This is a genomic window from Streptomyces sp. MUM 2J (genome assembly GCF_022414535.1).
Lineage (GTDB): Bacteria > Actinomycetota > Actinomycetes > Streptomycetales > Streptomycetaceae > Streptomyces.
Map to the genome: position 1 here is coordinate 53512 of NZ_JADWYM010000037.1, position 21715 is coordinate 75226.

Below are 21715 nucleotides of genomic sequence, written 5' to 3' on the forward strand. Positions count from 1 at the left end.
CAAACTATTTGATGCAGTCTTTACCTGCTGGGTGTGCTCGGTGTCACACATGAGAGTGAAGCTGCGCGTCTGTGCAGAAACAGCGCCTGTTTGTCTGATATTGGGGGCCTTTGCTCCCCCACGAGTTGGCAATGCTCTCGTCAGATTCTTACCTTGCCGTCAGCGTGACGTTCCCGCTTTACCCCGGTCCAGGACACGCGATCGGGCGCCGAGAGCGGTCGCTCCGTTGACCGTGCCCGTTCCGGCCGCGACCGGAGCCCGGTTCTCCTCCCCGGCCGGGGCGTCGGCGGACACGGCGGCGCCGGCCGGTTCGGCCGCCCTGCGGCGCCGCCGGTACCGCGGCGGCACGAAACGCTCCGCCCAGCGCGGTGCGCGCGGCCTGAAGCGCGGCAGCAGGAGCAGCAGCAGTCCGATGGCGCTGAGGACGACGATGCCGAGCACGATCCACATCGAGGCGGAACTCACCGAGTAACCCAGCGCGCCGAAGGCGATCAGCGCCGACCAGAAGTACATGATCAGTACCGCGCGGCTGTGCGAGTGGCCGATCTCCAGCAGGCGGTGGTGCAGGTGCCCCCGGTCCGCCGCGAACGGCGACTGACCGCGCCAGGTGCGCCGGACGATCGCCAGGATCAGGTCGGCCGCCGGGATGGCGATGATGGTGAGCGGCATCACCAGCGGGATGTAGACCGGCACCATCTGGTGCACGGAGTTCCGCTCGGACCCGGAGAACAGCTTCATCACGTCCGGATCGATCTGGCCGGTGACCGAGATGGCTCCGGCGGCCAGCACGAGCCCGATGAGCATCGAGCCCGAGTCGCCCATGAAGATGCGCGCGGGATGCATGTTGTGCGGCAGGAAGCCCAGGCACATGCCCATCAGGACCGCGGCGAACAGCGTCGCCGGGGCGGCTTCCTCGATGTTGTAGCCGTACCAGATGCGGTAGGCGTACATGAAGAACGCCGCCGCCGCGATGCACACCATTCCGGCCGCGAGGCCGTCGAGACCGTCCACGAAGTTCACCGCGTTGATCGTGATGACGACCAGCGCGACCGTCAGCAGTGTGCCCTGCCACTGCGTCAGCGCGACGGTGCCCACACCCGGGATGGGCAGCCACAGGATCGTCAGACCCTGCACCACCATCACGCCGGCGGCGATCATCTGCCCGCCCAGCTTGATCAGCGCGTCGATCTCGAACTTGTCGTCCAGGACCCCGATCAGCCAGATCAACGCGGCACCCGACAGCAGGGCGCGGGGTTCGTTGGACTTCTCGAAGACCTCGTTGAGGTTGGTGAGGTGGTCGGCGACCAGCAGGCCCGCGCACAGGCCGAAGAACATCGCGATCCCGCCGAGCCGCGGAGTGGGTTCCCGGTGCACGTCACGCGCCCGGATCTCCGGCATCGCTCCGGCCACGATCGCGAACTTCCGTACCGGCCCTGTCAGCAGATACGTCACCGCGGCCGTGACGCAGAGCGTCAGCAGGTATTCACGCACGGGCTTCCCCACAGGTCTCGCTGGCCATATCAGCCCCACACCCTAGCGACTGCGCGCACAGGGGACGCATATGGTGAGGGACTTCCGGGTAGCGACGATGGTTGCACGGGAGCCTGTGCACGCTCGGCGGGCCCCGCGCGCCGGGGTCCGCCCGCCTCCGCTCACCCGGGATACGGCGGGAAACGCTCCGCCAGCCCGCGCGCCGCCGCGCGGGCCTGCCAGCTGTCGATCTCGCCGCGCAGCACGCCCGCGAGCAGCGCGGCGACCGAGGTCATCTCCTCCTCCCCCATGCCCTGGGTGGTCAGTGCCGCGGTGCCCAGGCGCAGTCCGCGCGCGGTGCCGTGCGGCAGCGCGCAGCAGTCCATGACCAGGCCGGCTGCGGCGAGCAGTCCGCGGGCGGTGCGACCGTCCGGGCCGAGAGGTGCCGGGTCGGCGGTGATCAGATGGGTGTCGGTGCCGCCGGTGGTGACGACCAGTCCCTCGGCCGCCAGAGCGGCGGCGAGGACCTTCGCGTTGGCGACCACCCGATGGGCGTACGTGGCGAACGCCCAAGTCGCCGCCTCGCCGAAGGCGACGGCCTTGGCGGCGATCGTGTGCATCTGGGCGCCACCCTGGGTGAAGGGGAACACGGCCCGGTCGACCCGCTCGGCCAGTTCCTCGCCGCACAGGATCATCCCGCCGCGCGGACCGCGCAGCACCTTGTGCGTCGTGGCGCAGACGATGTCGGCGTACGGCACCGGGTTCGGTGCCGCTCCCCCGGCCACCAGTCCGATGGGGTGCGCGGCGTCCGCGATGAGATACGCCCCGCTCTCGTCGGCGACCTCGCGGAAGAAGGCGTGGTCGATGTGGCGGGGGTAGGCGATGGATCCGCAGACGATCGCCTTGGGGCGGTGGGTGCGGGCGAGGGTGCGGACCTGGTCGTGGTCGATGAGCCCGGTCTCCGCGTCGACCCCGTAGCCGACGAAGTCGAACCAGCGGCCGGAGAAGTTGGCGGGCGACCCGTGGGTGAGGTGCCCGCCGTACGGCAGCCCGAGGGCGAGGACGGTGTCGCCGGGGCACAGCAGTGCGGCGTACGCGGCGAGCACGGCGGAGGACCCCGAGTGCGGCTGGACGTTGGCGTGGGCGGCCCCGAACAGGGCCTTCGCCCGGTCGACGGCGAGGCGCTCGGCGACGTCGACGATCTCGCAGCCGCCGTGGTGGCGGGCGCCCGGGTACCCCTCGGCGTACTTGTTGGCGAGCGGCGAGCCGAGCGCCGCGAGCACGGCCGGTGACGTGAAGTTCTCCGCGGCGATCAGCTGGAGCGTCGTCGACTGACGCCGGCGCTCGCCGAGCAGGATGTCGGCGAGTTCGGGGTCCTGCCCGCGCAGGACGTCGGCCTCGGCGCCGGGGGTGCGGGTGACCGACATGGTGGGCTCCGGGCGTGCGTCGACGGTGACGTACGTCCAATGTAGGCCCGGGGTCCGTGGGGTGCGCGGTGCCTGCGTCCGCCCGGGTGCGTCGAGGACCCCGCCGTGCCCGGAGGGCGGGCCGGCAGGGAGTCGTGGGCCGGGGTCCGTGCGTCCCGGTGGCTCGGGCCGTGCGGCCGGGCACCGGCGCCGCGGCGCCGACGGGCCCGGGGCGTGCTCACGCCCGGGTCGCCACCCCCGTCAGGGCCGTGACGACCGGGTCCAGCGCCTCGTGGATCTCCTCGCCTATCGAGCGGAAGAAGGTCAGCGGCGCACCGTAGGGGTCGTACACCTCGTCGGCCTCGGCCGTGGGGGCCAGCAGCCACCCGCGGAGCGCGGCGGCGGCGCGGACCAGGGCGCGGGCGCGCGCGACCAGGCCGTCCTCCAGCGGGGGCAGGGTGGCCGGATCTATCGCCCTCACCAGCCGGGTGAACTCCTTCAGGGTGAAGGTGCGCAGCCCCGCCGAGTGGCCCATGGAGATGACCTGGGCCCGGTGGTCGCGGGTGGCGGTCAGAACGAGGTCGGCGCATATGACGTGCTCGTCGAGCAGCTCCCGCCCCACGAAGCCGGAGGCGTCGGCGCCGAACTCCGCGAGGACGGTCTCCGCGTGCGACTCCATGGGCGCGCCCTCATGGCCCCAGGTACCCGCGCTCTCCACGACGAGACCGCCGCCCAGGATGCCCAGCCGCTCGGTCACGAAATGGCGGTTGAGCCGCTCGGTGATGGGCGAGCGGCACACGTTTCCGGTACTGACGTGGAGGATGCGGAAGGTGTCCCGCGGAGATCCGAAGGTCGTCGTCTCCTCCGCGGTGCTCTCCCCGCCGCCTATGCCACGCCCCACATCGGGGGCCGTCAATTCGCCACCTCGAGGTCGGGCACGACCTTGCGCAACTCCTCGGCGGACAGGGCGCCCTCGCGCAGCAGCATCGGCACCTCGCGGGTGACGTCGACGATGGAGGAGGGGACGTTGCCCGGGGTCGGCCCGCCGTCGAGGTAGACGGAGACGGAGTCGCCGAGCATCTCCTGGGCGGCGTCGCAGTTCTCCGGCGCCGGGTGGCCGGTGAGGTTCGCGGAGGAGACGGCCATCGGGCCGACCTCCGTGAGCAGCTCGATGGCGACCGGGTGCAGCGGCATGCGCACGGCAACCGTGCCGCGGGTCTCGCCCAGGTCCCAGGTCAGCGACGGCTGGTGCCGGGCGACCAGGGTCAGCGCACCCGGCCAGAAGGCGTCGACCAGCTCCCAGGCCAGCTCGGAGAAGTCCGTGACCAGGCCGTGGAGCGTGTTCGGGGAGCCGATGAGGACGGGCGTGGGCATGTTCCGGCCGCGGCCCTTGGCCTGGAGCAGATCGCCCACGGCCTCCTGGGAGAAGGCGTCGGCGCCGATGCCGTACACCGTGTCCGTGGGCAGCACCACGAGCTCGCCACGGCGGACGGCGGACGCGGCCTCGCGCAGACCGGTCACGCGGTCGGTCGCGTCGTTGGTGTCGTATCGCCGTGCCATAACTAGCGGGCCTCCTCGTACACGTACTGCGGGGTCGAAGTCGGGTGAGGGGTCACGGCAGCGCCCTGCGGGCGGTCGCGAACCGGGGTCGGTTGTTGAGGTCGGGGTGGTCGGCCGCGTCGGCCCAGCCCTTCTCCTCGGTGAAGATCCACGGCACCTGACCGCCCTGGGTGTCGGCGTGCTCGATCACGACGATGCCGCCGGGCCGCAGCAGGCGGTGCGCGGTGCGTTCCAGGCCACGGATGAGGTCGAGGCCGTCCTCGCCGGAGAAGAGCGCCACATCGGGGTCGTAGTCCCGGGCCTCCGGAGCGACGTACTCCCACTCGGTGAGCGGGATGTACGGCGGGTTGGAGACGACCAGGTCGACCTGGCCGTCGAGGTCCGGGAAGGCGGTGCGGGCGTCGCCCTGGCGCAGCTCGACCCGGGAGCCCTCCATGTTCTTGCGGGTCCAGTGGAGGGCCTCGTCGGACAGCTCGACGGCGTGCACCCGCGAACGGGGCACCTCCTGGGCCAGGGCGAGCGCGATGGCACCGGAGCCCGTGCACAGGTCCACGATGCACGGCTCCACGACGTCCATGGCGCGCACGGCGTCTATGGCCCAGCCGACGACCGACTCGGTCTCCGGGCGGGGCACGAACACGCCGGGGCCGACCTGGAGCTCCAGGTACCGGAAGAAGGCCCGCCCGGTGATGTGCTGCAGCGGCTCGCGCTGCTCACGCCGGGCGATGACCTCCCAGTAGCGGGCGTCGAAGTCGGAGTCCCGCACGGAGTGCAACTCGCCCCGCTTCACGCCGTGCACGAACGCGGCGAGCTCCTCCGCGTCGGTGCGCGGCGAGGGCACGCCGGCGTCGGCCAGCCGCTGGGTGGCCTGGGCCACCTCTGCGAGCAGCAGGTTCACGCAAGTCCTCCGGTACTCGGTCGTCCGTGCCTTACGCGGCTGCGAGCTTCGCCGCCGCGTCCGCGTCGACACAGGCCTGGATCACCGCGGCGAGGTCGCCGTCCAGGACCTGGTCGAGGTTGTACGCCTTGAAGCCGACGCGGTGGTCCGAGATGCGGTTCTCCGGGAAGTTGTAGGTGCGGATCTTCTCGGAGCGGTCGACGGTGCGGACCTGGCTGCGGCGGGCGTCGGCGGCCTCCTTCTCCGCCTCCTCCTGCGCCATGGCGAGCAGCCTGGAGCGCAGGATACGCAGAGCCTGCTCCTTGTTCTGCAGCTGGCTCTTCTCGTTCTGGCAGGAGGCGACGACTCCGGTGGGCAGGTGCGTGATCCGGACGGCGGAGTCGGTGGTGTTGACGGACTGGCCGCCGGGACCGGAGGAACGGTAGACGTCGATGCGGAGGTCGTTGGGGTTGATCTCGACGTCGACCTCCTCGGCCTCCGGGGTGACGAGCACGCCGGCGGCGGAGGTGTGGATGCGGCCCTGGGACTCGGTGGCCGGAACGCGCTGCACGCGGTGCACACCGCCCTCGTACTTCAGGCGCGCCCACACGCCCTGGCCGGGCTCGATCTGCCCGCGGGACTTCACCGCGACCTGGACGTCCTTGTAGCCGCCCAGCTCGGACTCGGTGGCGTCGATGATCTCGGTCTTCCAGCCCACGCGCTCGGCGTAGCGCAGGTACATGCGCAGCAGGTCACCCGCGAAGAGGGCCGACTCGTCACCGCCGGCGCCGGCCTTGATCTCGAGGATCACGTCCTTGTCGTCGCTGGGGTCGCGCGGGACCAGCAGCAGGCGCAGCTTCTCGGTGAGCTCCTCGCGCTGCTTCTCCAGATCCTTGACCTCGGCGGCGAAATCGGGGTCGTCGGCGGCCAGTTCGCGCGCGGTGTCGATGTCGTCGCCGGTCTGCTTCCAGGAGCGGTACGTGGTGACGATCGGGGTGAGCTCGGCGTAGCGCTTGTTGAGCCGGCGCGCACCCGCCTGGTCGGCGTGGACCGACGGATCGGCGAGCTTCTTCTCCAGGTCGGCGTGCTCGGCGACGAGTTCCTCGACGGCCTCGAACATCTTGGGCTCCTGTACTGCGGACGAAGGGAAGGGCGGGCGACCAAAAACGCCGGTCCCGGCGCACGCCGTGCGGGGCGTGCTGCCGTGGACCGGCGAAATGGGGCTCGCTACTTCTTGGAGCCGGCGGCAGCCTTGCCGAAGCGGGCCTCGAAGCGGGCCACACGGCCACCGGTGTCGAGGATCTTCTGCTTGCCCGTGTAGAACGGGTGGCACTCGGAGCAGACCTCGGCCCGGATGGTGCCGGACTCGATGGTGCTGCGGGTGGTGAACGACGCACCGCAGGTGCAGCTGACCTGGGTCTCGACGTACTCGGGGTGGATGTCGCGCTTCAAGGTGTCTCCTAGGTTCGGGAGGGCGCCGGGTCGCAGCCGCGGGATGCGGGGGCGTGAACCGGAGCCGACGTACCAGTCTGCCAGGACTGGCGCCTTCTCCCCAAACCGGGGGCCCGCGTGATCTATTCCCCCGGGGTGGCGGCCGGGGTCACCACGCCCTGGGCCTCGCCGGTGGCGGTCCCCTCGGTCGCCGTGGCGGGGATCGGCCGGTCGTTCCTCAGGGCCGTGAAGACCTGCCGGGCCTTGGACTCGGCGACGACGACGCGGTTGGGGTCGGCCGGGTCGTACCGCACCGGCAGGGTCACCATGTGCATCCCGGAGGCACCGATGCCCTTCAGGCCGCCCGCGAAGGACATCAGGGAGTTCACCGAGCCGAGGTCGGAGTCGGTGGTCACGGCCCGGGTCACGGTGTCGGCGAGGTCGTAGAGCTTCTTGGGGCTGGTGAGGACGCCGACGTGCCGGATCCGGTCGACGAGCGCCTTCACGAAGGCCTGCTGGAGCTGGATGCGTCCCAGGTCGGAGCCGTCGCCGACGCCGTGCCGGGTACGGACCAGGCCCAGGGCCTGCTCACCGTCGAGCCGGTGGGTGCCGGCCTTGAGCCTGAGGTGGCTCTTGGGGTCGTCGATGTCCTCGCTGGTGGTGACCGTCACGCCGCCGAGCTTGTCGATCAGCTTCTGGAAGCCGCTGAAGTCGACCTCCAGGTAGTGGTCCATGCGCAGGCCGGTCAGGGCCTCGACCGTCTTGACGGCGCAGGCGGCGCCGCCGGTGGCGTAGGCGGAGTTGAACATCGCGCCGGCGGCGGCCGGGTGGGTGGTGCCGCGGTCGTCGGTGCAGGCGGGGCGGTCGACGAGGGTGTCGCGCGGGAGCGAGACGACGGCGGCCGTCCGGTGCCCCCGGTAGACGTGGACGATCATCGCCGTGTCGGAGCGGGCGCTGCCGTCGTCGGCACCGCCGCCCAGCTTCCTGTTGCCTCCGGAGCGGCTGTCGGAGCCGAGCACCAGGATGTTCTCGGAGCCGTTGCCGGCCCGGTCCGGCCGGCCGGTGCCGAGGGCCTGGTTGATGTCGACGCTCCTGATGTTGCCGTTGAGCTTGAAGTAGACGTAGCCGATGCCGGTACCGCCCAGGACCACGATGCCCGCGGCGGTCCAGACCGCGACGCGCAGCGCCCTGCCGTGCCGGTGGGGCCTGCGCCGGCGGCCCCCGGCGCGGTGTCGTATGCCGGACTCCGGCGTGCGATCGGCGGTCATGCGCACCTCAGCTCTCTACGTCTCCATCATCACTCCGTTCGGTCAGACGAGCTTTCCGTGCATAGGGTTGCACAGCGCGACATGTCCCCTGTGCGGCGATTCACACAGAGAGGCACCGAAGGTCACGGATGGTGACGGAGAGGCGGGAGTGCGCGGGGCCCTTGCCCGGCGACGCTCGGCGGGCAAGGGGAAGGGCCGCCTCCGGAGACCGGAGGCGGCCCGCTTCACGCTCGTGGAGCGCGCCGCGCTGCGCCCTGCTCAGCCGAAGACGTTGAAGACGCCCCAGCCGCCACCGACGCGGACGCGCGACTCGAACACGGAGGACGAGATACCGCGGCCCTTGTACAGCCACATCACGCCGGAGCCGTCCCGCGCGAGCAGGTCGGGCTTGCCGTCGCCGGTGAGGTCACCGGGGGAGGCGAAGGCGTTGTAGACGTACCAGCCGCCGCCGACCCGGATCCGCGTACCGAGCGCCGGCGATGCCTTGCCGGTACCCGGGTAGAGCCACAGCACGCCGGAGCCGTCCCGCGCGAGCAGGTCGGGCTTGCCGTCGTTGTCGTAGTCCCCCTTGCCCGTGATGGTGTAGCTGTACCAGCCGCCGCCGATCCGGACACGGGAGCCGAAGGCGTAGTTGTTGCCCTGGCCCGGGTACAGCCACAGGACGCCGTACTTGTCCTGCGCGACCAGGTCGGGCTTGCCGTCACCGCTGAGGTCACCGGGGACCGCGATGTTCTTCATCACGTTCCAGCCGCCGCCGATCCGGTACGCCTGGTAGCGGTCCGAACCGTTGAACGCCCAGTTGTACAGAACGCCGTCCGAGGCACGGAACAGGTAGTCCTGGTAGAAGTCGCGGTTGAGGTCGGCCGTGCGCACCAGGCTCAGGCCGCCCCAGTCACCGAAGTCGACGCGGTTGGCCAGGTACGGCCACTTGTCGCCCAGGGAGTGGTACTCGTAGGCCGTGCCTCCCGACGTGCGGGCGAACAGGTCCCCCAGGCCGTCGAAGTCCGCGTCGGTGTCGTCGATGCGCGCGTTGACCGCACCGACGTAGGTACGCGTCTTGGCGTAGACGCTGTACGCGCCCGACTCCACGCAGTCCTTGACGCCCCAGGACACCACACCGGCGATCCGCCCGTTGACCACGAGAGGCCCGCCGGAGTCGCCGTTGCACGGTGAGACCGTGCCGGCGTCCTCGCCCGAGGCGGGGTTGCCGGCGCAGGCCATCTGGCCCGGCGCGAAGTCGCTGCCGTAGTACGCCGTACAGGCGGAGTCCGCCTGCATCGGAATGGTCGCCTTCTTCAGCGTCAGCGAGATGTCACCGCTGGTGGAGCTGGTGCGCCCCCAGCCGTAGACCGTCGCCGGAGTACCGCTGCCGTAGGAGACGCTGTCGGAGCTCGACGTCACCTGCAGGGACTTGTACGGCAGCGCCTCGGTCAGCGTCAGCACCGCGAGGTCGCCGCCGGCGATGGTGTTGTCGTTGTACGTGGGGTTGACCCACTGGCGCCACACGCCGGCGACCTTGCCGCCGTGCAGGTCGTTCCCGTCCGGCAGCCGGCTCGTGCCGGCCAGGACGGCGCCGTGCTTCGACCAGTCCAGGCCGTACACGCAGTGCGCGGCCGTGAGGACCTTCGCCGGGGCGACCAGAGTGCCACCGCAGAAGTAGCCCTCGTCGTCGGAGGTGTCCGCGGTGCCCTTGTCGTCGTAGTAGTGCAGCTGCACCATCCACGGCGCCTCGGCGATGGTCGCCTCCGTGCCGCCGATGATCTTCGGGTCGACGGTGGAGGACGGCGAGGCCTCGGGGCTGCCGTCGCTCGTGGCACCGGACGTCGGCGCGGCCGCGTCGTCGTCCCCGAGGGCGGACTGGGCGCCCTCGACACGGGCGAGCAGTTCGGCCTGTGAGGCGCTGGGCAGCTTCTGGGCGGCCTGCGGGGCCGGAAGCGAAGCCGTGCCGGACGCCTCGGCCGGAACGGCTGTCAGAACCGCGCTTCCCAGCGCGAGTGCGGCCGCAGCCGCGGGAAGAGCGCGCCGCGCTCTTCGGTGTGTAGATGTCACTCAGATCTCCTGTCGCTGTACGGACTGCTCGCAGGAGAGAGAGAAAGAACCCGCCGGGCCCGGACGCTGCACGACGACAGCCCGGAGCAACCCAGCAGGCGTATCCGAAAACACGTTCCCCCCCGCTTCAGCTCGCCGATCTTACAAGGCGGAAGCCCCGTCATGTCACCTGGATGACATGACGGGGCTTCCCGCAGTTCGACAGCCGGACGGCCGTGGTTCAGTCGCCGTTGCCCGGAGTGGGCGTCGTCTTCTGGATCTGCATCAGGAACTCGACGTTCGACTTGGTCTGCTTCATCTTGTCGAGCAGCAGCTCGATCGCCTGCTGCTGGTCCAGCGCGTGCAGGACGCGGCGCAGCTTCCAGACGATGCCGAGTTCCTCGGCACCGAGGAGGATCTCCTCCTTGCGGGTGCCGGAGGCGTCGACGTCGACCGCCGGGAAGATGCGCTTGTCGGCGAGCTTCCGGTCGAGCTTCAGCTCCATGTTGCCGGTGCCCTTGAACTCCTCGAAGATCACCTCGTCCATGCGGGACCCGGTGTCCACCAGGGCGGTGGCGAGGATGGTCAGCGAACCGCCGTCCTCGATGTTGCGGGCCGCACCGAAGAAGCGCTTCGGCGGGTAGAGCGCCGTGGAGTCGACACCACCGGACAGGATGCGGCCGGAAGCCGGGGCGGCCAGGTTGTAGGCACGGCCCAGACGCGTGATCGAGTCCAGCAGGACGACCACGTCGTGGCCCAGCTCCACCAGGCGCTTGGCGCGCTCGATGGCGAGTTCGGCGACGGTGGTGTGGTCCTCGGCCGGGCGGTCGAAGGTCGAGGAGATGACCTCGCCCTTGACCGACCGCTGCATGTCGGTGACCTCTTCCGGACGCTCGTCGACGAGGACGACCATCAGGTGGCACTCGGGGTTGTTGTGGGTGATCGCGTTGGCGATCGCCTGCATGATCATGGTCTTGCCGGTCTTCGGCGGGGCCACGATCAGACCGCGCTGGCCCTTGCCGATCGGCGAGACCAGGTCGATGATCCGGGTGGTGAGGACGCCGGGGTCCGTCTCCAGACGCAGGCGGTCCTGCGGGTACAGCGGGGTGAGCTTGTTGAACTCCGGGCGGCCGCGGCCGTGTTCGGGCGCCATGCCGTTGACGGAATCCAGGCGGACGAGCGCGTTGAACTTCTCGCGGCGCTCGCCCTCCTTGGGCTGGCGGACCGCGCCGGTGATGTGGTCGCCCTTGCGCAGGCCGTTCTTGCGGACCTGGGCGAGGGAGACGTACACGTCGTTCGGGCCCGGCAGGTAGCCGGAGGTGCGGATGAAGGCGTAGTTGTCGAGGATGTCCAGGATGCCCGCGACGGGGATCAGGACGTCGTCCTCGGCGATCTGCGGCTCGGACACGTCGTCGCGGCCACGACGGCCCCGGCGGTCGCGGTAGCGGCCGCGACGACCGCGCCGGCCGCCCTCGAAGTCGTCGTCGTCCTGCTGGCGGTCCTGCCGGCCGCCGCCCTGCTGGCCCTGCTGCTGGCCGCGCTGCTGGCCCTGCTGGTCGTCGCCCTTGCCACGGCGGTCGCGGTCCCGGCCGCGGTCCCGGCGGTCACGGCGGCGGCCCTCGCCGCCGTCACCGGACTCGGACCGGGTCTCCTGCTGCTGCGAGGGCGCCGGGGTCTCGGCCTTGGCCTCGCTCTTTGCCTCGGCGGCGACCGTCTCGGGGCTGCCGGCGTCGGCGGTGGCGCGGCGGCGACGGCGCTCACCGGCGGCCTCGTCGCCGGCGGCGGGCTGGCCGGGGATCTCGATCTGCTGCTGGGCCTGCGCCTTCTCGGCGGGGGCCTCGACGGCCTTCTCGGCCTTGCCGTTCTTGTCGGCCTTGTCCGCCTTGTCGACCTTGTCGGCCTTCTTCCCGGCGGAGGCCTCCTCGCCGGTGCGCGCCCGGGAGGTGGTGCGGCGCTTCGGCTTGGCCTCGGGGGCGGCCTCGGCCTTGGCCGGGGCGCCACCGCCGGCCTGCGCCTCCTTGATGACCTCGATCAGCTGGCTCTTGCGCATACGCGCGGTGCCCCTGATGCCGAGGCCGGATGCGACCTGCTGCAGCTCGGCCAGCACCATGCCCTCGAGGCCGGTACCGCGGCGCCGCCGGGAGCCGGCACCGGCAGCAGGCGCGGAGGCGTCCGTGGCGGGCGCGGCAGCGGTCTCCTCGACACGTGCGCCCATCAGATCGGTGGTGTCGCTCACGAAGGGTCCTTCCCTGGAGCGGACGTCGGCCTGTCTGGCTCGGCGACCGGTTGTGCTGTCCGGCTTCGGTCCCATCCTTGTGGACCGTACCGGGGCGGTGGTCCGCCACAGCGGCGGAGGAAATAACTGGTGATGGCGCTTCCTGGAGCCGTGGCACCCGGTGTCACGTGGCGTGGTCGCACCGATTCCGGAGCGTGCCCGGCGATCCGCTCAGCCCTCCTGTACGGCGTACTGCCCAGGTACGGCGTACGAAACACTGTGCGGCGTGGGGAGCTCCCGGAAGAATGTCTGTCCCGGACGGGGACACGAGGCACCTCGCCGTGGTGGGGTCGGGTGCAGACTTGAGGTTAACACTACCGGATCCAACAAACATTCCCCCTCTCCTAATCCGGCGACCGTGTCAGGTCGCCAGCGGGAGCACACTCGCTCCCTCCCGGTCCAGGCCCAGCCGGTTGGCGGCCCAGTCCGAGCCCGCCAGGGCCTCCACCTTGTCCGCCGTCTCCGTGTCGGCCAGCGCCATGACCGTGGGTCCGGCGCCGGAGATGACCGCCGGGATCCCGTCGGCCCGCAGCCGCTCCACCAGGGCCGTGCTCTCCGGCATCGCGGGCGCCCGGTACTCCTGGTGCAGGCGGTCCTCGGTGGCCGGCAGCAGCAGCTCGGGGCGCCTGGTCAGCGCCTCGACGAGCAGGGCGGCGCGGCCGGCGTTGGCGGCGGCGTCGACATGCGGCACGGTGCGCGGGAGCAGACCGCGCGCGGTCTCCGTCAGGACCGGCTTCCCGGGCACGAAAACCACCGGAACGATGGAATCGGCGGGGTCCATCCTGATCGCCCGGGCGGCGCCGTTCTCCATCCAGGAGAGGGTGAAGCCGCCGAGCAGGCAGGCCGCGACGTTGTCGGGATGCCCCTCGATCTCGGTGGCGAGTTCGAGCAGCGCCGCCTCGTCGAGCCTGGACTCGCCGCCTATGGTCACCGCGCGGGCGGCGACGATGCCGGCGCAGATGGCGGCGGAGGAGGAACCGAGGCCGCGGCCGTGCGGGATGCGGTTGGCGCAGACGATCTCCAGGCCGCGCGGCTGGCCGCCCAGCGCCTCGAAGGCGGTGCGCAGGGAGCGGACGAGGAGGTGGCTCTCGTCGCGCGGCAGCGTCTCGCCGCCCTCACCCGCGATGTCGATGTGCAGCCCTGAGTCGGCCACCCGGACGACGACGTCGTCGTACAACCCCAGCGCGAGGCCCAGGGCGTCGAAGCCCGGACCGAGGTTGGCGCTGGTGGCGGGGACGCGCACCCGGACGGCGGCGGCGCGGAAAGCTGGACCGGCCATCGCTCGATGACTCTCCTTGAGCTGCGTGATGGTCGAATGACGTCGGACTCCGAGAGGTGCCCGTGAACCCCCGGACCGCGCGGACGACGCGGAGCTGCGGCACATGCGCCTGGGGGCATATGCGGCGGGCGGGTTCGGTACAGCCTATCGAAGGAAGGTTCTGTGGCGACATAGGGCGCATGGGAGGCGCACGATGCGTGTCGCAAGCCCCCTGTGCACCCCCTGTAGGGAACTTCCCCAGGTGAGGGTCGGTTTACGCGGCCGTCCTCAGGACGGCCGCGTGACCGCTCGCCCCACCCCGGGGCGCCCCCTACGCCAGGCCGAGGCGCTCGGCCGCGGTGGCCGCGTCGACCGGGACGGTGACCGGCTGCGGTGCGCCGGCGACGGCCCAGTCGGGGTCCTTCAGGCCGTTGCCGGTGACCGTGCACACGATGCGCTGGCCGGGGTCGACCTTGCCCTGCTCGGCGGCCTTGAGCAGGCCGGCGACGGACGCGGCGGAGGCGGGCTCGACGAAGACGCCCTCCTGAGAGGCCAACAGCCGGTAGGCGCGCAGGATCTCACGGTCCGTCACCTCGTCGATGAGGCCACCGGACTCGTCGCGCGCGGCCAGGGCGTACTGCCAGGAGGCCGGGTTGCCGATGCGGATGGCGGTGGCGATGGTGGACGGGTCCTTGACGACCTCGCCGCGCACGATCGGGGCGCTGCCGGAGGCCTGGAAGCCCCACATCCGCGGGGTCCGGGCCGACACGCCGTCGGCGGCGTACTCCCGGTACCCCCTCCAGTAGGCGGTGATGTTGCCCGCGTTGCCGACCGGCAGGACGTGGATGTCGGGCGCGTCGCCCAGCATGTCCACGATCTCGAAGGCCGCCGTCTTCTGGCCCTCGATGCGCACCGGGTTGACCGAATTCACCAGCGCCACGGGGTAGTTGTCGCTCAGCGCGCGGGCGAGCGTGAGGCAGTCGTCGAAGTTGCCGTCGACCTGGAGGATCCTGGCGCCGTGGACGAGCGCCTGCCCCATCTTGCCGAGCGCGATCTTGCCCTGCGGCACGAGCACCGCGGACACCATCCCGGCGCGCACCGCGTAGGCGGCGGCGGAGGCGGAGGTGTTGCCGGTGGAGGCGCAGATGACGGCCTTGGCGCCCTCCTCCTTGGCCTTGCTGATCGCCATCGTCATGCCGCGGTCCTTGAAGGAACCGGTGGGGTTCGCGCCCTCGACCTTCAGATGGACCTCGCAGCCCGTGCGCTCGGAGAGCACCTGCGCGGGCACGAGCGGCGTACCGCCCTCGCGGAGGGTGACGACCGGCGTCGTGTCGGACACCGGCAGCCGGTCCCGGTACTCCTCGATGATTCCGCGCCACTGGTGAGTCATTGCTGGTTACTCTCCTTCAACCCGCATGATGCTGGCGACACCCCGCACGGTGTCGAGCTTGCGCAGCGCCTCGACGGTCCCCGACAGGGAGGCGTCGGACGCGCGGTGGGTGACGACGACGAGGGAGGCCTCGCCGTCCTTGCCCTGCTGGCGAACAGTGTCGATGGACACCCCGTGCTCGGCGAACACGGTGGCGACCTGGGCGAGCACACCCGGTTTGTCGGCCACGTCGAGGCTGATGTGGTAGCGCGTGACGACGTCGCCCATCGGGGAGACGGGCAGGGCGGCATACGCCGACTCGCCGGGCCCCGTTGCCCCGCTGAGCCGGTTGCGGCAGACGGCGACGAGGTCGCCGAGCACGGCCGAGGCGGTGGGCGAACCACCCGCGCCGGGGCCGTAGAACATGAGCTGGCCGGCCGCGTCGGACTCGACGAAGACGGCGTTGTACGCACCGCGCACGGAGGCCAGCGGGTGGGTGAGCGGGATCATCGCCGGGTGCACGCGCGCGGTGACCGAGCCGCCGTCCTGGGCCCGCTCGCAGATGGCGAGCAGTTTGATGGTGCAGCCCATCTCCTTGGCGGAGGCGAAGTCCGCGGCGGTCACCTCGGTCATGCCCTCGCGGTAGACGTCGTCCAGGCGCACGCGCGTGTGGAAGGCGATCCCGGCGAGGATGGCGGCCTTGGCCGCGGCGTCGAAGCCCTCCACGTCGGCGGTGGGGTCCGCCTCTGCGTAGCCCAGCGCGGTGGCCTCGTCGAGGGCCTCCTGGTAGCCGGCGCCCGTGGAGTCCATCTTGTCGAGGATGAAGTTGGTCGTGCCGTTGACGATGCCCATCACCCGGTTGATCTTGTCGCCGGCGAGGGACTCGCGCAGCGGCCGGATCAGCGGGATGGCGCCGGCCACGGCGGCCTCGTAGTAGAGGTCCTTGCCGTGCCGTCCCGCCGCGGCGTGCAGGGCGGCCCCGTCCTGGGCGAGCAGGGCCTTGTTGGCGGAGACCACCGAGGCGCCGTGCTCGAAGGCGGCGGTGATGAGGCTGCGGGCGGGCTCGATGCCCCCGATGACCTCGACGACGACGTCGATGTCCCCACGTTTGACGAGGGCGGTGGCGTCGGAGGTGACGAGTGCCGGGTCGATGCCCTCACGGACCTTGGAGGGCCGCCGTACCGCGACGCCGGCCAGCTCGACCGGGGCGCCGATCCTGGCGGCGAGGTCGTCGGCGTGCGTCGTCATGATGCGCGCCACCTCTGAGCCGACAACCCCACAGCCCAGCAGCGCCACCTTCAGCGGACGCGTACGCATCATCCGACCTCGTTTCCTCATACCGTCTACGGTTGGACCAGTCTCACTCACCGGACGGAGGTTTCTGCCCTCGGTCCGGATCGTGAGACGTCGATTTCATCTTCTCACCGGCGGGCGGCAGGAGATCTTCCGCCCTCCGCCGCGCATCCCGGCATCCCGGCGTTCCGGTTCCCCGGCCCTCATCCCACATCGAGACGCAGCAGGTCCTCCTCGCTCTCCCGGCGGACGATCACCCGGGCCTCGCCGTCCCTGACGGCGACGACCGGCGGGCGCAGCACGTGGTTGTAGTTGCTCGCCATGGACCGGCAGTACGCGCCGGTGGCCGGCACGGCGATCAGGTCGCCCGGCGCCAGGTCGGCGGGCAGGAACGCGTCCCGCACGACGATGTCACCGCTCTCGCAGTGCTTGCCGACGACACGGGTGAGCATCGGCTCGGCGTCGGAGGTGCGCGAGACCAGGGCGACGCTGTACTCGGCGTCGTAGAGGGCCGTCCGGATGTTGTCGGACATGCCGCCGTCGACGGAGACGTAGGTGCGCAGCCCGTCGAGGGCCTTGACGGTCCCGACCTCGTAGAGCGTGAAGGCGGTCGGCCCGACGACGGCGCGCCCCGGCTCGACGGAGATCCGCGGGGTCCGCAGCCGCGCGGCCTCGCACTCGCGCGTGACGATCTCGGTGAGTGCCTTGGCGATCTCGTGGGGTTCGCGCGGGTCGTCGCCGCTGGTGTAGGCGATGCCGAGACCGCCGCCGAGGTCGATCTCGGGCAACTCGACGCCGTGCTCGTCGCGGATGTCCCTGAGCAGCCCCACCACGCGGTGGGCGGCGACCTCGAAGCCCGACATGTCGAAGATCTGCGACCCGATGTGGGAGTGGATCCCGATCAGCTCCAGACCGTCCAGCTGCAACGCCCGCCGTACGGCCTCGGCGGCCTGCCCGCCCGCCAGCGGGATCCCGAACTTCTGGTCCTCGTGGGCGGTGGCGATGAACTCGTGGGTGTGGGCCTCGACACCGACGGTGACCCGGATCTGCACCCGCTGGCGCCGGCCGAGGGACTGCGCGATGTGGGCGACGCGGACGATCTCCTGGAAGGAGTCGAGGACGATGCGCCCGACGCCGGCGCGGACCGCCCGCTCGATCTCCCCGGTCGACTTGTTGTTGCCGTGGAAGGCGATGCGGTCCGCGGGCATGCCCGCGGACAGCGCGGTGGCGAGCTCGCCGCCGGAACACACGTCGAGGTTGAGCCCCTCCTCGTACAGCCAGCGGACCACAGCGCGGGACAGGAAGGCCTTCCCGGCGTAGAAGACGTCGGCGTCCGTGCCGAAGGCGGTGCGCCAGGCGCGCGCCCGGGCCCGGAAATCGGCCTCGTCGAGGATGTAGGCGGGGGTGCCGAACTCCTCGGCGAGCCGCTTGACGTCGATGCCGCCGACCGTCGCGACACCCTCGCCGTCCCGGCCGACGGTCTGCGCCCACACCCTGGGGTCGAGGGCGTTGAGGTCGGCGGGCGGGGCGGAGTAGTGGCCCTCGGGGAGCACATCGGCGTGACGGGGCCCGGCGGGGTGTGCGGAACGGCTCATGTCTGGGGTCTCTTCTTGGCTCAGAGGTGGTCGGGTGCGTCGATGCCGAGCAGGGACAGGCCGCCGGCCAGCACCGTCCCGGCGGCTTCGGCGAGGGCGAGCCGGGCACGGTGGGCGGCCGAGGGTTTCTCCGCACCACGCGGGAGCACGGTCGGCAGGAACGGCAGGACCGCGTCCGCGACGACGACCAGGTGCCGGGCGAGCCGGTCGGGGGCGCGGTGCGTGGCCGCTGTGGTGAGGACGCGGGGATGGTCGGCGAGCGCGCCCGGGAGTGCGGGGGCGAGGGTGACGTCACCGGGCTCGGCACCGAAGCCGAGGTCGGCGGCGTTGCGACACAGGGCCCGGGTGCGCGCGTGGGCGTACCGGACGCGGAAGAGGGGGTTGCTCTCCCGCTGGACGAGATGCCCGGCGTCGATCCGGGGCCGGTCGTGCGGGGCGGGGTGCAGCAGGGCCCAGCGGGCGGCGTCGGGGCCGAGGGCAGCGGGGTCGCCGGGGGCGGGGACGGGCCGCAGGTCCGCGTCGCCGTTGCACCCGCGGACGACGTCGAGGCGCCCGCCCTGTGAGGCGACGACGCGGCCGAGGGCGTCGGCGACGACCTCGGCGCGGATCTCGTCCGGGACGCGAACCCGCAGGACCTGCCCCGCGAGGGCGCCGGAGTGCCCGTACCGCGGCCCGTCCCGCAGGACGCGCCGCACGAGGTCGGCCGTACCGCCGCCGTCGAGGCTGATGTTGAGGAACCCGGGCCCGGTGATCTCGACCGCCGCGACGCCGCCGGCGCGGACGAGATGGCCGCGCAGGATCTCGGCGACCTGCCGGGAAGGCCGCCCGGATGGACGGGCCAGCTGGAGCGCGATGCCGGTGGCGTAGTCCCCGCACCCCCCGGGACCGGGCACCGCGACCACGGCCCGCTCAGGGACGGACACGCTCAGCTCCCCCTCGTCGACAGCGCGACGCACGGCATGCAGCACGGTGCGGGAGAGCTCGACGGGGGTCACGGGACAAGCGTAGGGGAGGAGGGGGGTGGGTAGGCGAGCCGGTTTACCGGAGGTCCGGTATGTGGACGACACGACGCGACCCGCGGAGGCCGCGCCGCGCCGGGCCGGGCCGACACAGGGAGGCGGACGGGGAAGACCGACACGGACGAGCACGGACAAGCACGGGCAAGGCCGGGGCCCCGCTTCCCCGACAGCGGGATGCGCGGTTGTGCGAGGCTTCGACACCGTGCGCACCGCTTCGGGCACCCAGCACCCAGCACCCAGCACCCAGCACCCAGCACCCAGCACCCGCGGACGCTGCCGCCGCCCCCGCCGTTCGCAGTCCACCGCCTTGAGTCCGGCACCGGCCTAGCGATGTCGCCGGCTTGCGGGTGTCACCCTCCGCTGTGCCCGGCCCGCTCGGCGTCTCCTGCGCTGATGCCGTCGGGGCCGATCACGCCGGAGCCGAGTCCATGGGGGTCGATGCGCCCGGAGCCGACTCCATCGGAGCTGAGGCCGTGGGAACCCACGCCGCCGGAGACGCTACCGCCAGGGACACTGCCGCCGGAGGCGAGTCCGCCCGTGACGACGGAGACATCCCCGCCCGCACTCCCCCGCACCTTCACCCCTTCGACCAAGTGCCGCACGACACGCACGAGCTCCGCCGGCTCGAAGGGCTTGCCGAGAAAGGCATCGACCCCGAGATCCAGGCCGGCATCGACCTCGTACTGCGTACAGGCACTGACTATGGCGAGTGGAAGGGAACGGGTCCGAGGGTCCGCACGCAGCCGGGCTGCGGTACGCAGCCCGTCCAGGCGCGGCATGACCACATCGAGGGTCACGACATCGGGCCGTACCCGATGTACGACATCCAGACACTCGGCACCATCGGCCGCGGTCACGACCTCAAGCCCCTCCAGCTCGAGATTGACCCTGATCAACTGCCGGATCACCTTGTTGTCGTCCACAACAAGAACCCGGCCGGAAGCGCCTGGCACAACTTGAGAGTAGGTCCGGACCGGCCACCGCGTCCGGGTTTTCCCCACTTCCGCCCCCTGCGGGGGACACGCACCCCTCACGCACCCCGTCCCGGTCCCCCGGTGACCCCGGCAACCCTCCGGGAAAGCCGTTGATGACCACCCCGACGGAGCTGGTAGTGTTCTACCCGTCGCCGCGAGCAACACACACCGCGACCGACACGCCCCCGTAGCTCAGGGGATAGAGCAACGGCCTCCGGAGCCGTGTGCGCAGGTTCGAATCCTGCCGGGGGCACTCGCCTAGGAACAGCAGAAATCAAGCGCTGACCAGGGCGGATGCCGACAGAAGAGGGCGGGAGTCAGTCTCACTGACTCCCGCTCTCTCTCGTTGTCTCTCAGCGTTCGCGACACACCTCCGACACACTGAAGGCGCTGCCACATCCGCCGCTGGACTCCTGGCAGTGGCTACGAGCCACGCCATGGGTGCTGTCCAGCGTGCCGCCGTCGTAATGGCTGCCCACTGCCGGCCGTTACCGACTGCAGTGACTTCGCAGCGTCCACCGCACCTCTCGCTCCCCAAGCGGAGGTGAACACCGATCATAAATTTGCCATAACCCGAACGGCGCACTCAAATTAGCGAACAGCACGAGTTCCGTGTGGGATTGGCATTATGCCTCCTGAAAGCGATGGCCAGCCAAGCAGCGACGACCACGGTTCCGAACGAGCGGCGGGCCATGTTCATCCTCAGAGTCGCCGATCACGCAACATGAAACGCTTCGGCATCGGACTCGGGTTCTTGGCAAGCACGACACTTGGCGCGGTCATCGGCATGACAGTGGATTTTTTCGGTCCCCGAACTATCGAGAAAGTGATAGCCCCTCAGCCTGTATCGTTCTCTGCTGCGAGAGACGAAGGCGACGAAGGGTGGGTACTCGCCCTCCCGAAATCAGCGAATATGGAAAACCTGCCCGGCCGCGAGTCCGGGTGTTCTGGCGTCTACGACTGGGCCAAGAAGCAGGACGCTGCCGACGTAAGGCAGTCCATCCTCATGCTTGCCGCACAGGGGCAACGAGGACGCGAAATAGCAATAACGAATATGCGCGCCAAAATCATAAGAAAGTACACCCCGCCAAAGGGGACCGAAATAACTTGCCCCACGTCAGGGGGCGAGACGGTGATCGGGATCGGCTTGGAGCTTGATTCCCCCAACCCTGTCGCACACTCCGTAGACGAATCCGGCAACTTCGGCGACAAATACTTCAGCAGCAATTACGTCACGCTCGCCGAGCATGAGATCTCTACGTTTAGGGTGACAGCGAGAGCGCAAAAGTATGCCTATGAATGGGAGCTGGAAGTTGAAGTATTGGAAGACGGAAAAAGAGGAACCGTAACACTTCGCGATGGTGATCGACCGTTTCGCACGGCACCCGCCTCCGAGACTTACGAAGCCTATTATGAGTGGGCGTTGTTTTCACCAACCCCCTCTCTCGCCACCAGCACGCCATTCTCCTAGGACCGGTCAGTGGCTCTGACGACGCTGAGGGCGATTCGAGGACCCGAATCGCCCTCAGGGCGCTAATGCGTCGCGTCGCCTTCTTCTTCCAGAGATTTTGCGATCTTCGCGTTGGCGGCTTCCTCGTGGCCGTCAATGCAGCCGTGATACCGCCGGTGGATCACCTCCGGCGAGTTGCCAACCCGCCGAGCTACTTCGGCGATCGGTACCCCAGCGTTCAGCCACCGCGTGATGCCAGCGTGCCGCAGGTCGTACGGGCGCCCGGCCAACGGCGAGTCGATGCCCTCTCTGACACCGTTGGGTGAGACGCCCTGAAATGATCAGATATTGTGGGCGTGCACGACAGGAGCACCCATCCGCATGTCCCGTACCAATTCTTCCGAGCAGGATCCCGCTCCGCGGCCGAAGCGTCGCCGCTTCT

The 21715-nt window shown here is 70.6% G+C and carries 16 protein-coding genes, 1 tRNA gene and 1 pseudogene; 2 read left to right on the forward strand and 16 right to left on the reverse strand.

Annotation, left to right across the window (positions count from 1 at the left end; genetic code table 11):
• Positions 1 to 159: 159 nt before the first annotated feature.
• From I3F54_RS24905 to I3F54_RS24980, 16 genes and pseudogenes are all read right to left on the reverse strand, one after another.
• Positions 160 to 1491 carry an MraY family glycosyltransferase gene (locus I3F54_RS24905; RefSeq protein WP_240121143.1) on the reverse strand — a complete coding sequence of 444 codons (1332 nt, stop codon included), beginning with the start codon at positions 1489 to 1491 and terminating at the stop codon, positions 160 to 162.
• A gap of 161 nt (positions 1492 to 1652) precedes the next feature.
• Positions 1653 to 2897: a serine hydroxymethyltransferase gene (gene glyA, locus I3F54_RS24910; protein ID WP_240121144.1), complete on the reverse strand. Its 1245-nt coding sequence runs from the start codon at positions 2895 to 2897 to the stop codon at positions 1653 to 1655.
• 217 nt (positions 2898 to 3114) lie between these two features.
• A complete protein-coding gene (locus I3F54_RS24915) occupies positions 3115 to 3792 on the reverse strand; it encodes a protein-tyrosine-phosphatase (RefSeq protein WP_240121145.1) in 678 nt (225 codons plus the stop codon).
• On the reverse strand, positions 3789 to 4436 hold the full coding sequence (locus I3F54_RS24920) for an L-threonylcarbamoyladenylate synthase (protein ID WP_240121146.1): 648 nt from the start codon (positions 4434 to 4436) through the stop codon (positions 3789 to 3791). The genes I3F54_RS24915 and I3F54_RS24920 overlap by 4 nt, the downstream gene beginning before the upstream one ends.
• Positions 4437 to 4488: 52 nt before the next feature.
• A complete protein-coding gene (gene prmC / locus I3F54_RS24925; RefSeq protein WP_240121147.1) occupies positions 4489 to 5334 on the reverse strand; it encodes a peptide chain release factor N(5)-glutamine methyltransferase in 846 nt (281 codons plus the stop codon).
• Between the two features lie 31 nt (positions 5335 to 5365).
• Positions 5366 to 6433, reverse strand: a complete 1068-nt coding sequence (gene prfA / locus I3F54_RS24930) for a peptide chain release factor 1 (protein WP_240121148.1) — start codon at positions 6431 to 6433, stop codon at positions 5366 to 5368.
• Positions 6434 to 6540: 107 nt separating this feature from the next.
• Entirely contained in the window at positions 6541 to 6765 is a 225-nt protein-coding gene (rpmE, locus tag I3F54_RS24935) for a 50S ribosomal protein L31 (RefSeq protein ID WP_019326867.1), read from the reverse strand.
• Between the two features lie 122 nt (positions 6766 to 6887).
• Positions 6888 to 8012: an LCP family protein gene (locus I3F54_RS24940; RefSeq protein ID WP_240121149.1), complete on the reverse strand. Its 1125-nt coding sequence runs from the start codon at positions 8010 to 8012 to the stop codon at positions 6888 to 6890.
• A 258-nt stretch (positions 8013 to 8270) separates the two neighbouring features.
• Complete coding sequence (locus tag I3F54_RS24945) at positions 8271 to 10061, reverse strand: trypsin-like serine protease (RefSeq protein ID WP_240121150.1); 1791 nt, start codon at positions 10059 to 10061, stop codon at positions 8271 to 8273.
• A gap of 220 nt (positions 10062 to 10281) precedes the next feature.
• Complete coding sequence (rho, locus tag I3F54_RS24950) at positions 10282 to 12276, reverse strand: transcription termination factor Rho (protein WP_240121151.1); 1995 nt, start codon at positions 12274 to 12276, stop codon at positions 10282 to 10284.
• A gap of 400 nt (positions 12277 to 12676) precedes the next feature.
• Complete coding sequence (gene thrB / locus I3F54_RS24955; RefSeq protein WP_240121152.1) at positions 12677 to 13594, reverse strand: homoserine kinase; 918 nt, start codon at positions 13592 to 13594, stop codon at positions 12677 to 12679.
• A gap of 310 nt (positions 13595 to 13904) precedes the next feature.
• Positions 13905 to 14963 carry a threonine synthase gene (gene thrC, locus I3F54_RS24960; protein WP_240121153.1) on the reverse strand — a complete coding sequence of 353 codons (1059 nt, stop codon included), beginning with the start codon at positions 14961 to 14963 and terminating at the stop codon, positions 13905 to 13907.
• A gap of 6 nt (positions 14964 to 14969) precedes the next feature.
• Positions 14970 to 16262, reverse strand: a complete 1293-nt coding sequence (locus I3F54_RS24965; protein ID WP_240121154.1) for a homoserine dehydrogenase — start codon at positions 16260 to 16262, stop codon at positions 14970 to 14972.
• A gap of 176 nt (positions 16263 to 16438) precedes the next feature.
• Positions 16439 to 17830, reverse strand: a complete 1392-nt coding sequence (gene lysA, locus I3F54_RS24970) for a diaminopimelate decarboxylase (protein ID WP_240121155.1) — start codon at positions 17828 to 17830, stop codon at positions 16439 to 16441.
• Positions 17831 to 17850: 20 nt separating this feature from the next.
• Positions 17851 to 18825: an ArgS-related anticodon-binding protein NrtL gene (nrtL, locus tag I3F54_RS24975; protein ID WP_240121156.1), complete on the reverse strand. Its 975-nt coding sequence runs from the start codon at positions 18823 to 18825 to the stop codon at positions 17851 to 17853.
• 604 nt (positions 18826 to 19429) lie between these two features.
• A pseudogene (locus I3F54_RS24980) lies at positions 19430 to 19802 on the reverse strand (response regulator); the annotation flags it as partial.
• Positions 19803 to 20004: 202 nt separating this feature from the next.
• On the opposite strand from I3F54_RS24980, the gene I3F54_RS24985 reads away from it, so the two are divergent.
• Positions 20005 to 20076 (forward strand) — tRNA-Arg (locus I3F54_RS24985).
• A gap of 471 nt (positions 20077 to 20547) precedes the next feature.
• The gene (locus I3F54_RS24990) at positions 20548 to 21294 is read left to right on the forward strand and encodes a hypothetical protein (RefSeq protein WP_240121157.1); all 747 of its coding nucleotides are present in this window, start codon (positions 20548 to 20550) and stop codon (positions 21292 to 21294) included.
• Positions 21295 to 21715: the final 421 nt, after the last annotated feature.